Here is a 15,210-nt window from a genome sequence, read left to right on the forward strand (position 1 = left end):
CACGAGCCTATCGGCCGTCGCTGACACCCTGATCGTGCGATTCGTCACCGGACGGCTCCTCGATCAGCAGCCGCTCCAGCGCGGCCCGGTCCGGAAGGCCGCCGGGGCGTACCACCTCACCACTGCGCACATGAACGAAAGCGGCCGTGACCGACTCCAGGGGGACGCCCTGCTGCTCGGCCCACGCGAGCCGGTACACGGCGAGCTGGAGCGGGTCGGCGGTGGTGCCACGGCCGGTCTTCCAGTCGACGATCTCGTACGTCGCCGTGTCGCCGTCACCGGTCGCGTAAACGGCGTCGATCCGGCCGCGGACGACGCGGCCCGCGATGGTGATCTGGAAGGGGGCCTCCACCCGGTAGGGCGTGCGCTGGGCGTACTCGGTGCGTTCGAAGGCTTCCTTGAGGGCTTCCAGGTCCTGCTCGTCGGTGATGTCGGCGTCGCCGCCGGGCAGCTCGTCCGGTTCCAGCAGGGGCAGGGTCAGTTCCTCGAAGCGGGCCTCGACCCAGGCGTGGAAGCGGGTGCCGCGGCGGGCCGCGGGCTGCGGTGGGCGAGGCATGGGGCGGGCCAGTTCCTGGGCGAAGCCGTCGGGGTCGGCGGCCAGATGCAGCAGCTGGGAGGCTGTCAGGGAGGCGGGCAGCGGGACTTCCGTGACCCGTTCGCGGGCGCGCAGCAGCTCGCCGGTGAGGGCGTCGAGGTCGCGGTCCCAGGAGGCGATGGTGCGGGCCTCCTCCGGGGTGAGGGGCGCGTCGGCCGCGAAGCCTCCGGGGCCTTCGGGCGGCGCGGTGTCGATGTCCGGGGCGCTCGCCTGGTGGGGGACGGCGGGGCGCAGGGTGGGCAGGGAATCCCAGTCGTCCTCCGTGAGGGGGATGTCGTCGTCGGGTTCGTCGTCCTCCGGGGGCGGCGGCCAGTCGGGGTCCTCGTAGGTGCCCGGTTCGTGGCTGGTGGCGGGGTGGGCGTGCGGCTGGGTGGCGAGGTCGTCGAGGTGGGAGAGAACGGTCTCGGCGGCGGCCCGGCGTCGGGCGAGCGCCTCCTCGTCCAGGGGCAGCGGCCACACCTGCTCGGCGGTGGCCTGGTTCAGGGCGGGGTTCTCCTCGTCCTCGGCGGGTTCGTCCGCCCATGCCTCGATCTCGCCGTGTCCCGCGGCGCAGTGGTCGTGGAGGGCCTGGAGGAAGTCGGAGGGCCCACGGGGCTTCTTCTGGGTGGGGCCCCACCAGTGGCCGGAGCCGAGCAGCAGGGAACGGGGGCGGGTGAAGGTGACGTAGCCGAGGCGGAGTTCCTCGGTGTGCTGGTGGTCCTTCATGGCCTCGTGGAAGGCCTTCATCCCGCGCGAGTCCCACGCCTCGATGTCGGGCAGGGTGTCGGCGTCGCCGCGCAGCTCGTGCGGCAGCACCTTGGCCTGCGCGGTCCACTTCTCGCGGCCCTGGCCGCTGGGGAAGGTGCCGGTGACCAGTCCGGGGACGGCCACGACGTCCCACTCCAGGCCCTTGGACTTGTGGGCGGTGAGCACCTTGACGGTGTTCTCGCCGCCGGGGAGGGCGTTGTCGAGGCCCTTCTCGTACTGGGCAGCGGTGCGCAGGAAGCCGAGGAAGGCGAGCAGGGTCGCCTCGCCGTCACCCGCGGCGAAGGATGCGGCCACGTCGAGGAAGTTGGAGAGGGTCTCCCGACGACGGGCGGCCAGGGCGTGCGGCGATGCGGACAGTTCCACTTCCAGGCCGGTGACGGCGAGGACGCGGTGCAGTACGTCCATCAGGGGGTCGGCGAGGGAGCGGCGCAGGTCACGCAGTTCGGCGGCGAGGCGCGCGAAGCGGACCCGCGCGTCCGGTGAGAAGGGCAGCCCGTCGTCGTCCCCGCCGCCCTCCAGCGGGGTCTCCAGGAAGGTGTCGAGGGCGTCCGCGAGGGAGATCACCTCGGCCGGGTCGACCCCTTCGACGGCTCCGGCCAGCCGCAGGTCGGGGTCGTCGCCGGGGTCCACGCGCGCGTGGGCGACGAGCAGCCGGGCGCGGCGGCCCAGGAGGGCGAGGTCGCGCGGGCCGATGCGCCAGCGGGGGCCGGTGAGCAGCCGGACCAGGGAGGCGTTGGCGCCCGGGTCCTGGAGCACCTCGCAGACGGCTACCAGGTCGGCGACCTCGGGCAGGTGCAGCAGCCCGGACAGGCCCACCACCTCGACGGGCACGTCCCGGGCGACCAGCGCGCCCTGGATCTGCGCGAAGTCACCGGCCGTGCGGCACAGGACGGCGATCTCGCCGGGCGCCTTGCCGGTGTTCACGAGGTGGGCGACGGAGTCCGCGATCCAGTCGATCTCCTCGGCGTGGGTGCGCAGCAGGGCGCAGCGCACCACGCCGTCGCGTTCGGCGCCCGGGGCGGGGCGCAAAGCCTCCACGCCCGCGTGCATGGCGCGCAGGGGCTCGGCGAGGCCGTTGGCGAGGTCGAGGAGGTGGCCGCCGCTGCGCCGGTTCTCGCTGAGGGCCTGGCGGGTGGCGGGGCGGCCGTCCGCGTGGGCGAAGTGCTCGGGGAAGTCGTCCAGGTTGGCGACGGAGGCGCCGCGCCAGCCGTAGATCGCCTGGCAGGGGTCGCCGACCGCGGTGACGGGGTGGCCGGTGCCGCCGCCGAAGAGGCCCGCCAAGAGGACGCGTTGGGCGACGGAGGTGTCCTGGTACTCGTCGAGGAGGACGACACGGAACTCGTCGCGCAGGATGCGGCCCGCTTCGGGGAGCTGGGCCAGTTCGGCGGCGAGGGCGATCTGGTCGCCGAAGTCGATGAGGTCGCGTTCGCGTTTGGCGGCGCGGTAGCGCACGACGAGTTCGGCGAGTTCCCGGCGGGCGGCGGCGGTCTCGGGCACCTTGCGCAGATCGGCGTTGCTGAGCTTGGCGCCGTCCAGGGCGAGCAGCAGTTGGGCGTCCCACGCGCGCAGCCGTTCGGGGCCTACGAGGTGCTCGGAGAGTTCGGCGTCGAGGGTGAGCAGGTCGCTGACCAGGTCGGGGAAGGACCGGGTGAGCGCCGGGTAGGGGCCGGGGGCTTCGCGCAGCACGCGCGCGGCCAGCTGGTAGCGGGTGGCGTCGGCGAGCAGACGGGCGGAGGGTTCGAGCCCGATGCGCAGACCGTGGTCGGTCAGGAGGCGGCCCGCGAAGGCGTGGTACGTGGAGATCACCGGCTCGCCCGGGGGGTTGTCCGGGTCGATCACGTCCGGGTCGGTGACGCCCGCCTTGATCAGCGCCTTGCGGACGCGTTCGGCGAGTTCTCCGGCCGCCTTGTTGGTGAAGGTCAGGCCGAGCACCTGTTCGGGGGCGACCTGGCCGGTGCCGACCAGCCAGACCACGCGCGCCGCCATCACCGTCGTCTTGCCGGAACCGGCTCCGGCCACGATCACCTGCGGGGCGGGCGGCGCGGTGATGCAGGCCGTCTGCTCCGGGGTGAACGGGATGCCGAGCAGCTCTTTGAGCTGGTCGGGGTCGGTGATACGGGCGGGCACGTAGAGAGGCTAGCGGCGGCCACTGACAGCGGAGGCCACGATCGTCGCAGGGGGCGGAAGAAGCGCAGGTCAGCACGGGGGGTGCAACCTGTCACAGGGGCGCTCGGGCCTCCGGGCGCGCTCAGTCCACGACGTGACGCCCTTCGGGGCGTGCGCTGCACGACGCGCGGAAGGAGCAGTGCGTGCAGTGCTGCCCGGTCGTCGGCGTGAACCGCTCGTCGAGCACCTTCCCCGCGGCGGTGGCCAGCAGGTCGCCGACCCACTCCCCCTCCAAGGGCTCCTGCGCCTGCACCTTGGGCAGGGTCTCGCCGCCGTCCCGCTTGGCGGCGCCCTGGCGCAGCTGGACGAGTTCGGCGCCGCCCGGCTCGGGGCGCACCCCGTCGAAGGCGTCGTCCACGGCGCCCTCGCGGACGGCGAGCTGGTAGACGGCCAGCTGGGGGTGGCGGGCCACGTCGGCGGCGCTGGGTGCCTGTTTGCCGGTCTTGAAGTCGACGACGTAGGCGCGGCCCTCGCCGTCCGTCTCGACGCGGTCCATGGAGCCGCGGATGCGGATCTCGTAGTCACCCGCTTCGAGGGTGACGTCGAAGTGGTGCTCGCTGGCCACGGGGGTGCGTCCGGTGCGGTCCATGACGTGCCACTTGAGGAAGCGCTCGAGCGCCACGCGCGCGTGCTCCTTCTCCTGGGCCGACTTCCAGGGCGCGTCGAAGGCGAGCGCGTTCCACACGGAGTCCAGCCGTTCCATCAGCACGTCGAGGTCGGCCGGGCTGTGCCCGGAGGCGACCTCGTCGGCGAGGACGTGCACGACGTTGCCGAAGCCCTGGGCGGCGGTCGCCGGGGTGTCGGCCTTCACCTCGCGGCTGAGGAACCACTGAAGGGCGCAGGTGTTGGCGAGCTGGTCGAGGGCGCTGCCGGAGAGCGTGACGGGCTGGTCGCGGTCGCGCAGGGGCACCTTGCTCTCGGTCGGCTCGAACATGCCCCACCAGCGGTAGGGGTGCGCGGACGGCACCAGGGGGCGCCCGTCCTCGTCGGTGAGCGCGGCGAGCCGGGCCAGCCGGTGGGCGGCGGCCCGGCGCAGGGTGGCCGAGACGCGCGGGTCGACGGTGGTGGCGCGCAGTTCGGCGACGAGCGCGGCGACGGACAGCGGGCGGCGCGGGCGGCCGGTGACGTCCCTGGGTTCGACGCCTAGTTCGGTCAGGAAGCGGGAGGGCTGGTCGCCGTCTTCGGAGGGCGCCTTCACCGCGGTGACGACGAGCCGTTCACGCGCGCGCGTGGCGGCCACGTAGAACAGACGGCGTTCCTCGGCGAGGAGGGCGCCCGGCGTGAGCGGTTCGGCGAGCCCGTCGCGGCCTATCCGGTCGGCCTCCAGGAGGGAACCCCGGCGCCGCAGGTCCGGCCACAGGCCCTCCTGGACGCCCGCGACGACGACCAGCCGCCACTGGAGGCCCTTGGCGCGGTGCGCGGTCATCAGGCGCACGGCGTCGGGGCGTACCGCCCGGCGGGTGAGGGTGTCGGCGGCGATGTCCTCGGCGCCGATCTCCTCCAGGAAGTTCAGGGCGCCCCGGCCGCCGGTGCGTTCCTCCGCGCGGGCGGCCGTGGCGAACAGCGCGCATACGGCGTCCAGGTCGCGGTCGGCGTTGCGGCCCGCCGCGCCACCGCGCCGGGCGGCCCGCTCCAGGCGCGCGGGCCACGGGGTCCCGTCCCACAGGTCCCACAGCGCCTCCTCCGCCGTACCACCGCCCGCGAGGCGCTCCCGGGCCTTGCGCAGCAGCGCGCCGAGACGCTGGGCACCGCGCGCGTACGCCGGGTCGTGCGCGACCAGCCGCTCGGGCTCGGCGAGCGCCCGCGCGAGCAGTTCGTCGGAGGGCGGCGGCACGGGGTTGCCCGCGGCCCGCTCCTCCTCGCGCAGGGCGCGCCCGAGACGGCGCAGGTCGGCGGCGTCCATGCCCGCAAGCGGGGAGGTGAGCAGGGTGAGGGCGGTCTCCGTGTCGAGCCAGGGGCCGGGATCGGATGTCGCGGCTTCGGCGTCCCCGGTCCCCGCCTCGGCGTCCGGCCCAGGTCCCCCCGCGTCCCCACGCGCCTCCGCCTCCGCGACCGCCCGCAACGCCGTCAGCAGCGGCGCCACGGCAGGCTCGTGCCGCAGGGGCAGATCGTCACCGTCGATGTCGAGGGGGACGCCCGCGGCGGTGAGGGCGCGCCGGAGGGTCGGGATGGTGCGGGAACCCGCGCGGACGAGGACGGCCATCTCGCCCCAGGGGACGCCGTCCTCCAGGTGGGCCCGGCGGAGGATGTCGGCGATGTTGTCCTGCTCGGTGCCCGCCGTCGGGTAGGTAAACACCTCGACGCGACCGCCGTCCCGCACGGGGGCGAGGTCGCGGTGGGCGCGTGCCCTGTCCGCGGGCAGCCGGGGCAGCGGCATGCGCTGGGTCAGCAGCCGGGTCGCGGTGAGCAGGGCGGCGCCCGAGCGGCGGGAGGTGCGCAGCACCTCGACGGGCGCCGGACGGCCGTCCCCGCGAGGGAAGGCGTCCGGGAAGCCGAGGATGCCGTTCACGTCGGCGCCGCGGAAGGCGTAGATCGACTGGTCGGGGTCGCCGAAGGCGACGAGGGTGCGGCCGCCGCCCGCGAGGGCGTCCAGCAGCCGTACCTGTGCGGGGTCGGTGTCCTGGTACTCGTCGACGTACACGGCGTCGTACTGCGCGGCGAGCCGCTCGGCGACGGCGGGGCGATGGGCGAGGAGCACCGCGCGGTGGACGAGTTCGGCGTAGTCGATGACGCCCTGGAGGTCGAGCACGTCGAGGTACTCGGCGAGGAAGGCGGCGGCGGCGCGCCAGTCGGGGCGGCCGATGCGGTGGGCGAAGGCGTCCAGGGCCTCCGGGCCGAGGCCCAGCTCACGGCTGCGGGCGAGCACCGCGCGGACCTCGTCGGCGAAGCCACGGGTGGTGAGGCAGGCGCGCAGTTCGTCCGGCCAGCGCACCGGGGCGAGGCCGAGCCGCTCCAGGTCGGGCTGGCCCGCGAGGAGTTCGCGCACGGTGACATCCTGCTCGGGGCCGGACAGCAGCCGCAGCGGTTCGACGAACAGCTCGCTGTCCTGCTGGGCGCGGACGAGGGCGTAGGAGAAGGAGTGGAAGGTGGTCGCGCGGGGCGCGCGGGCGGCCCCGATGCGCAGCGCCATGCGGTCGCGCAGGTCGACGGCGGCCTTGCGGCTGAAGGTGAGGACGAGGACCCGCTCGGGGTGGGTGCCGCCCGCGATGCGGGCCGCCACGGACTCCACCAGCGTGGTGGTCTTCCCGGTGCCCGGACCTGCGAGGACGAGCAGCGGACCGGCCTTGTGGTCAACCACCACGCGCTGTGCGGCGTCCAGACGAGGGGGATCCGGTCGGACCGGCGGGGTACGTACCAGTCGGTAAGCGCCACGGTTCCCCTGCCGCACCTCAAGGTGCGGCAGGCGACTGGTGGAGGAAGGGAAGCTCACGTGGTTCGCCGGTCCTGGTGGGTGTGCTGGTGGGGCGACCGCCGCGCGTGGCGGGCGGTGGCCGCGGGATGAGGGGGACGCGTGCAGCCGACGCTACGCCGACGGATGACACGGAAGCAGGGCTTCCGCTTCTTCCCGCCGGGCCCTCACGCCACGCGCGCCCCTTGTCCCTCGAACGTACGTCATGTCACGGACGTGCCCTGTTTACTCCGTACGGATCACACGTCCCCCAAGGGCCCGGCCGATGGCGGAAGCTGTCAGGTGTGAGCCTTCGCGCTTCCGCCGCCGTCCCACCGCGCCTGCTTCACGTCCACGCGCGGCAGGTGTCCCTCGGCCGCACGGCCCGCGCCCTTCAGCGGAGTGCCCTCCGCGCGGTAGGCGTCCAGCGCCTCCAGCTCATGACCGGCGAGCAGTACCCCGTCCGCGCGGACGACCCGCCACCAGGGGACCGCGCCCCCGTAGAGGGACATCACACGGCCGACCTGGCGGGGGCCGCCCTCCTCCAGATACTCGGCGACGTCCCCGTACGTCATGACGCGCCCGGCCGGAATGCGTTCCGTGAGGTCGAGGACCCGCTCCGCGTACTCGGGCAGGGCGTCGGCGTACTCCGGGCGGGCGTCCTCGGGAAGGCTCTGCTCGCTCATTCGCCCCATCCTGCCCGACGCCACCGACAAAGTGACCGGCTCGCGACGGTGCGTATCCCTCGCCCCGGAGCAGCGCTTCAGGCAGACTGTGCGCCCCGCGTTTGCACCCTGATGCCCCCGTGTGTCGGTGGAGCATGCCACCATCGTGCGGGCGGTGACTGGTGATACGAGATCAAGAAGAGACGATGAAGCAGCAGGGCGTGCACCCCGACGACGCGGAGGGCACCTCTGATGCTTCGGCGCGCCCGGACACCACCAGCCCTGACGAGACGCCCTCCGCCGAGGGGACGACCGAGGGCACGGCCGCGATGAGCACCGCCCCGGAGAGTGACGATCCCCACATCGACGCGGTGGAGGGCGACGAACCACTGCTCCCCGCGCGCGTGCACCGTCCTTCCGATCTGATGCGGCTCCTGGTCGGCGTGCTCGCCGTCGCCGTCCTGCTCGCGATCGCCGCCTTCGCGCACGGCACCACCTCGGGGCTGGAACAGGACATCACCAAGGGCACCGGGCAGGCGCCCGATCTCCTGATCAAGATCGCGGGGCTGGCGTCCAGCATCGCAATCCTCCTCGTACCCGTTGCGTTCGCGATCGAGCGGCTGATCAAACGGGACGGGCTCCGCATCGCCGACGGCGTGCTCGCGGCCGTACTGGCACACGGAGTGACACTCGCCACCGACCTGTGGGTGGCCGAGGCCGCCCCGGACTCCATCCAGGAAGCGCTTACCCAGCCCTCCCCCGGCGACGTCAGCGCCCTCACCGACCCGGTGCACGGCTATCTGGCGCCCGTCATCGCCTATATGACGGCCGTCGGCATGTCCCGCAGACCACGCTGGCGCGCGGTGCTGTGGATCGTGCTGATGCTCGACGCGTTCTCGATGCTCGTCACCGGCTACACGACCCCGTTCTCGATCATCCTGACGGTGCTGATCGGCTGGAGCGTCGCCTACGGCACGCTGTACGCCGTCGGCTCACCGAACGTCCGCCCCACCGGACGGACGCTGATGGCGGGTCTGCGGACGGTCGGCTTCCACCCGGTGAGCGCCTCCCGCGACGACACCGGCGACACCTCCGACGGCGACCGTGGACGGCGCTACTTCGTCACCCTGGAGGACGGCCCTCCGCTGGACGTCACGGTCGTCGACCGCGAGCAGCAGGCGCAGGGCTTCTTCTACCGGGTCTGGCGCAACCTCACCCTGCGCGGCTTCGCCACCCGCCGCAGCCTCCAGTCACTGCGCCAGGCCCTCGAACAGGAGGCCCTGCTCGCCTACGCCGCCATCGCCGCCGGGGCCAACGCTCCCAAGCTGATCGCCACCTCCGAACTCGGCCCCGACGCCGTGATACTCGTCTACGAGCACAGCGGCGGACGCTCCCTGGACTCGCTGGCCGAGGACGAGATCACCGACGAGCTGCTGCGCAACACCTGGGACCAGGTGCGGGCGCTGCAGTCCCGGCGCATCGCGCACCGCAGGCTCGCGGGCGACGCGATCCTGGTGGATCGTTCCGGCACGGTGATCCTCACCGATCTGCGCGGCGGCGAGATCGCCGCCGGTGACCTGCTGCTGCGCATGGACGTCGCCCAGCTGATGACCACGCTGGCGCTGCGGGTGGGCGCCGAGCGTGCCGTGGCCTCCGCCGTCGCCGTGCTCGGTCCCGACGCCGTGGCCGACTGCCTGCCGATGCTCCAGCCGATCGCGCTGACGCGCTCCACCCGCGCGACCCTGCGCAAGCTGGGCAGAGAGCGCGCGGAACGCGAACGCGAGGCGGTGCTGGAGGCCTCCCGGCAGAACCGGCAGAACCGCCCGGAGGAGGCCGGTCAGGAAACCGCGGTCGTCCTAGAGAAGCGCGGCAAGAAGGCCGTACGCGCGCAGGCCAGGGCCGAGAAACGGGCCGTCGAGGAAGCCCTCGAGGAGGCGCGCGAGGACGATCCGCTCACCCAGATCCGCCACGAGGTCCTGCGCATCCGGCCCCAGGCGCCGGTCGAACCGGCCCGGCTGGAGCGGGTCCGCCCGCGGACGCTGATCAGCATCATCGCGGGTGCCATCGGCGCCTACTTCCTGCTGTCGCAGCTGACGCACATCGAGTTCGGCACCCTCTTCTCCAACGCCGAGTGGGGCTGGGTGGCCGCGGCCGTGCTGTTCTCGGCGCTGAGCTATGTCGCCGCCGCGATGGCCCTGCTGGGCTTCGTGCCCGAACGGGTGCCCTTCCCACGGACGGTGCTGGCACAGGTCGCCGGGTCGTTCGTGAAGATCGTGGCACCGGCCGCGGTGGGGGGCGTGGCGCTCAACACGCGCTTCCTCCAGCGGGCGGGCGTACGCCCCGGGCTCGCGGTGGCCAGCGTCGGCGCCTCGCAGCTGTTCGGGCTCGGCTGCCACATCCTGATGCTGCTGTCCTTCGGCTATCTCACCGGCACCGAGAAGACACCGTCGCTGTCACCGTCCCGGACGGTCATCGCGGGTCTGCTGACGGTGGCGGTGCTGGTGCTCGTGGTGACCTCGGTGCCGTTCCTGCGGAAATTCGTCGTCACGCGCGTGCGGTCGCTCTTCGCCGGTGTGGTGCCGCGCATGCTCGACGTGCTCCAGCGCCCGCAGAAGCTGATCACCGGCATCGGCGGCATGCTGCTGCTGACCGCCTGCTTCGTGATGTGCCTGGACGCGTCCATCCGGGCCTTCGGCGACGAGACCACCTCGATCAGCCTCGCCAGCGTCGCGGTCGTGTTCCTCGCCGGTAACGCGCTCGGTTCCGCCGCCCCGACGCCGGGCGGTGTCGGCGCCGTCGAGGCGACCCTGACCGTCGGTCTGATCGCCGTCGGCCTGCCCAGCGAGGTCGCCGCCCCGGCCGTGCTGCTGTTCCGGCTGCTGACCCTGTGGCTGCCGGTGCTGCCGGGCTGGCTGGCGTTCAACCACCTCACCCGCAAGGGAGCGTTGTAGCCACTGGCCCCAGCCGCAGCGCAGGCGTACCTCGTACGGACCGTGCCCCGCGCGTACGGCCGGACACGACCGCAGGATGGGTACATGCCGAACCCTCCCCGACTGCGCACCGCTGCCCTGACCGTCACCGCCGTGCTGCTGACCTCCACGCTGGCGGGGTGCGGCGACGGCTCCGACGACGAGGACCTGTCGGCCCAGGAACTGAACTGGAAGGACTGCCCGGCCCCCTCCCAGGCCCAGGGCGGCGGCACCACCCCCTCACCGCTGCCGGGCGGCGGCAGATGGCAGTGTGCCTCCATGAAGGCGCCCCTCGACTGGGACGACCCCGAGGGCGACACGATCGACATCGCGCTGATCCGGGCGAGGTCCAGCGGCGAGGAGAGCGAGCGCGTCGGCTCCCTCGTCTTCAACTTCGGCGGACCCGGCGGCTCCGGCGTCACCACCCTGCCCGCCTTCGGCACGGAGTACGAGACCCTGCGCTCCCGCTACGACCTGGTCAGCTTCGACCCGCGCGGCGTCGGCCGCAGCGCCGCCGTGTGGTGCGAGAGCGACCGGCAGCTCGACGCCTACTTCCAGCAGGACGCCACCCCCGACGACGCCGCCGAGCGCACCGCGCTCCTCAACGGCGTCAAGGACTTCAACGAGGCATGCGAAGACAGGTCCGAGCGGATACTGCCGCACGTGGCCACCACCGACGCCGCCCGCGACATGGACCTGATGCGCCAGGTCCTCGGCGACGACAAGCTCCACTACTTCGGCATCTCCTACGGCACCGAACTCGGCGGCGTCTACGCCCACCTGTTCCCGAAGAACGTGGGCCGCGCCGTGTTCGACGCGGTCGTCGACCCCACCCAGACGCCCGAACAGGGCGCCCTCGGCCAGGCCAAGGGCTTCCAGCTCGCGCTCGACAACTTCGCCGAGGACTGCGCGTCCAAGGAGGAGGACTGCCCGATCGGGGACAGCGCGCAGGACGTCAAGAACCGCATCGCCCGGCTGCTCAAGGACCTCGACGCCCGCCCGATCCCCGGCGTCTTCCCCCGCGAACTGACCCAGACCGCCGCGACCAACGGCATCGCGCAGGCGCTGTACTCACAGGACTTCTGGCAGTACCTCACCGACGGCCTGCAACAGGCGTACGACGGCGACGGCCAGATCCTGATGCTGCTGTCCGACTCGCTGAACGGGCGCGGCGAGAACGGCGAGTACAGCAATCTGGTCCCGGCCAACATCTCCATCAACTGCGCCGACGACCGACCGCGGTACACCGAGGCGCAGGTACGGCGGAAGCTGCCCGAGTTCCGGGCCGCCTCGCCCCTGTTCGGTGACTTCCTGGCCTGGTCCATGCTCAGTTGCACCGACTGGCCCGTGAAGGGCGCCGCCGACCATCCCGACGTGAGCGCGCCCGGAGCGGCGCCGATCCTCGTCGTGGGCAACACCGGCGACCCGGCGACGCCCTACGAGGGCGCCCGCAGGATGGCGGACGAGCTGGGCAAGGGCGTCGGTGTCGAGCTGACGTACAAGGGACAGGGGCACGGCTCCTACGACAGCGGGAACAAGTGCGTGCGGGGCGCGGTGGACGGCTATCTGCTGGACGGCAAGGTGCCCGAGGCCGGGACGGTCTGTTCCTGACTCGGTCCGTTCCTGACTTGCCCCGTTCCTGACACGCCCCGCTCCTGACACACCCCGTTCCCGTTCCTGACACGTCAATGGGAGCACCGCAAACCCGCTGGTCAGAAGGTTATCCACAGGCTCCGGCAGGCTCGGGCCGTTGCGCATAGCATGGCGTGACAGCGGTCCGCGGCGCAGAAGCGGACGGCCTGCGAGGGGGGATGTGCGACATGGCGCGTTTTGTACGGGGCGCGGCGCTGGGCGTCGCCGCGCTGCTGCTGGGGACGGGGTGCAGCGGCGGTGGCTCGTCGGACGACGGACCCTCGCCCGGTGACGGGTCGGCCGCGTCGTCCTCGTCCCGGGACACGTCCGCCCCGGACGTGCCGGAGCTGGACTGGGGCGGGTGCGAGGCCACCGACGACGCCCCCGCGCCCGGCGACGAATGGCAGTGCGCGACGCTGAAGGCGCCCCTGAACTGGTCGCAGCCGGACGGCGAGACGATCGACCTCGCCCTGATCCGAGCCAAGGCCACGGGTGACGACCGCATCGGCTCGCTGCTGTTCAACTTCGGCGGACCGGGCGGCTCGGGCGTCTCCATGCTGCCGTCGTACGCCAGTACGGCCTCCCTCCTGCGCGACCGCTACGACCTGGTGAGCTGGGATCCGCGCGGGGTGGGCGCCAGCGGGGGCATCCGCTGCCGGAGCGACAAGGAGATCCAGGCCGCCGAGTCGGTCGACGTCACCCCGGACACCCCGGCCGAGGAACAGGCCTACTTCAAGGACGCCGCCGACTTCGGCAAGGGCTGCGCGCAGGGCGCCGGAAAGCTGCTGGGGCATGTGTCGACCACGGACACGGCCAGGGACATGGACCTGATGCGCCAGGCGCTCGGCGACGACAGGATGCACTACTTCGGCATCTCCTACGGCACCGAACTGGGCGGTGTGTACGCCCATCTGTTCCCCGACAAGGTGGGCCGGATGACCCTGGACGCGGTGGTCGACCCGGCCGCCGACAGCGTGGGCCACGCCAAGAACCAGACCACGGGCTTCCAGCGCGCCCTGGACGACTACCTCAAGTCCCGGGGTGAGGATCCACGGCAGGGCACGCGGGAGATCGCCGACCTGCTGGAGCGGATCGACGCGGAGCCGCTGTCGACCTCCTCGGGGCGGAAGCTGACACAGACCCTCGCCGTCACCGGCATCGTCCTGCCGCTGTACAGCAAGTCCAGCTGGCCGACGCTGACCAGCGCCCTGGAGGCCGCCGAACAGGGCGACGGCACCGCGCTGCTGGCACTCGCTGACGGCTACAACGAACGCGACCCCTCGGGCAACTACGGCACGACGACCCACTCCCAACGGGTCATATCGTGCTTGGACGACAAGCAGCGGCCGACGCCCGCGCAGGCCAAGGCACTGCTGCCCGAGTTCGAGAAGCTCTCGCCCGTGTTCGGGACGTTCCTCGGCTGGGACACGGCCGGGTGGTGCCACGAGTGGCCGGTGGCCGGACAGCACGACACCCCGGAGGTGAGCGCGCCCGGAGCGGCGCCGATCCTCGTCGTGGGCAACACCGGCGACCCGGCGACGCCCTACGAGGGCGCCCGCAGGATGGCGGACGAACTGGGCAAGGGCGTGGGAGTGGTGCTCACCTGGAAGGGCGAGGGACACGGTGCCTACGGCAGCGGCAGCCGCTGTGTCGACACCACGGTGACCGCGTACCTGCTGAAGGGCACCGTGCCCGAGGACGGCAAGGTCTGCGAGTAGCGTCCGCGCCCCGCACGACGGCGGGGGCCCCGGGCACCTCTGGTGCGCGAGACCCCCGCCGCTCGGGAGACCTGGCCGCGGACGGGTCGGTAGGCCCGCCGCCGCGTCCGTCGGTTCAGCCGTCAGTACACCGGCTTGTCCGGCTCGATCTGGTTGACCCAGCCGATGACGCCGCCGCCCACGTGGACGGCGTCGGCGAAGCCCGCGGACTTCAGGACCGCGAGGACTTCCGCACTGCGGACACCCGTCTTGCAATGCAAGACGATCTTCTTGTCCTGCGGAAGGCTCTCCAGGGCGGTGCCCATGAGGAACTCGTTCTTCGGGATCAGCCGGGCGCCCGGGATGGAGACGATCTCGTACTCGTTGATCTCGCGGACGTCGATGATGTCGATGTTCTCGCCGTCGTCGATCCACTCCTTGAGCTGCTTGGGAGTGATCGTGGCGTCGGCCGCCGCCGCCTGGGCCTCCTCGGACACGACGCCGCAGAAGGCCTCGTAGTCGATGAGTTCGGTGACGGTCGGGTTCTCGCCGCAGACCGCGCAGTTCGGGTCCTTGCGGACCTTGACCTGGCGGTACTGCATCTCCAGGGCGTCGTAGATCATCAGGCGGCCGACCAGGGGCTCGCCGGTGCCGGTGAGGACCTTGATGGCCTCGGTGACCTGGATGGAGCCGATGGACGCGCACAGCACACCGAGGACGCCGCCCTCGGCGCAGGAGGGAACCATGCCGGGGGGCGGGGGCTCCGGGTAGAGGCAGCGGTAGCAGGGGCCGTGCTCGGACCAGAAGACGGACGCCTGGCCGTCGAAGCGGTAGATCGACCCCCACACGTACGGCTTGTTCAGCAGCACGCACGCGTCATTGACGAGGTAGCGGGTCGCGAAGTTGTCGGTGCCGTCGACGATCAGGTCGTACTGGCTGAAGATGTCCATCACGTTGTCGGCCTCGAGCCGCTCCTCGTGCAGGACCACGTTCACGTACGGGTTGATGCCGAGCACGCTGTCCCGGGCCGACTCGGCCTTGGAGCGGCCGATGTCCGCCTGGCTGTGGATGATCTGGCGCTGCAGGTTCGACTCGTCGACCTCGTCGAACTCCACGATGCCGAGGGTGCCGACGCCCGCGGCGGCGAGGTACATCAGCGCCGGCGAGCCCAGGCCGCCGGCGCCCACACAGAGCACCTTGGCGTTCTTCAGCCGCTTCTGCCCGTCCATGCCCACATCGGGGATGATCAGGTGGCGGGAGTACCTGCGGACCTCGTCTACGGTCAGCTCGGAAGCGGGCTCGACCAGGGGTGGCAGCGACACGGGGACTCCGTTGGTCGGTCAATCACTAC

The 15,210-nt window shown here is 72.4% G+C and carries 7 protein-coding genes; 3 read left to right on the forward strand and 4 right to left on the reverse strand.

Annotated elements, in window-relative coordinates:
* Positions 1–7: 7 nt before the first annotated feature.
* The 3 genes from ACFVQG_RS19810 to ACFVQG_RS19820 form a co-directional block, all read right to left on the reverse strand.
* Positions 8–3,469 carry a UvrD-helicase domain-containing protein gene (locus ACFVQG_RS19810; protein WP_383384538.1) on the reverse strand — a complete coding sequence of 1,154 codons (3,462 nt, stop codon included), beginning with the start codon at positions 3,467–3,469 and terminating at the stop codon, positions 8–10.
* Between the two features lie 121 nt (positions 3,470–3,590).
* Positions 3,591–6,938 (reverse strand): ATP-dependent helicase, encoded by a 3,348-nt coding sequence (locus tag ACFVQG_RS19815; protein WP_383384541.1) that lies wholly within the window; start codon positions 6,936–6,938, stop codon positions 3,591–3,593.
* A 257-nt stretch (positions 6,939–7,195) separates the two neighbouring features.
* Complete coding sequence (locus ACFVQG_RS19820; protein WP_383384544.1) at positions 7,196–7,582, reverse strand: MGMT family protein; 387 nt, start codon at positions 7,580–7,582, stop codon at positions 7,196–7,198.
* A gap of 185 nt (positions 7,583–7,767) precedes the next feature.
* On the opposite strand from ACFVQG_RS19820, the gene ACFVQG_RS19825 reads away from it, so the two are divergent.
* From ACFVQG_RS19825 to ACFVQG_RS19835, 3 genes are all read left to right on the forward strand, one after another.
* Positions 7,768–10,512 (forward strand): lysylphosphatidylglycerol synthase domain-containing protein, encoded by a 2,745-nt coding sequence (locus ACFVQG_RS19825; RefSeq protein ID WP_383384547.1) that lies wholly within the window; start codon positions 7,768–7,770, stop codon positions 10,510–10,512.
* 84 nt (positions 10,513–10,596) lie between these two features.
* Positions 10,597–12,141: an alpha/beta hydrolase gene (locus ACFVQG_RS19830; protein WP_383384550.1), complete on the forward strand. Its 1,545-nt coding sequence runs from the start codon at positions 10,597–10,599 to the stop codon at positions 12,139–12,141.
* Between the two features lie 209 nt (positions 12,142–12,350).
* A complete protein-coding gene (locus tag ACFVQG_RS19835) occupies positions 12,351–13,880 on the forward strand; it encodes an alpha/beta hydrolase (RefSeq protein ID WP_383384553.1) in 1,530 nt (509 codons plus the stop codon).
* A gap of 122 nt (positions 13,881–14,002) precedes the next feature.
* Here ACFVQG_RS19835 and moeZ read toward each other — a convergent pair whose 3' ends face one another.
* A complete protein-coding gene (gene moeZ, locus ACFVQG_RS19840) occupies positions 14,003–15,181 on the reverse strand; it encodes an adenylyltransferase/sulfurtransferase MoeZ (RefSeq protein WP_383384556.1) in 1,179 nt (392 codons plus the stop codon).
* Between the last annotated feature and the right edge of the window lie 29 nt (positions 15,182–15,210).

Origin of the sequence: Streptomyces sp. NPDC057877 (genome assembly GCF_042796855.1) — a bacterium.
GTDB lineage: Bacteria > Actinomycetota > Actinomycetes > Streptomycetales > Streptomycetaceae > Streptomyces.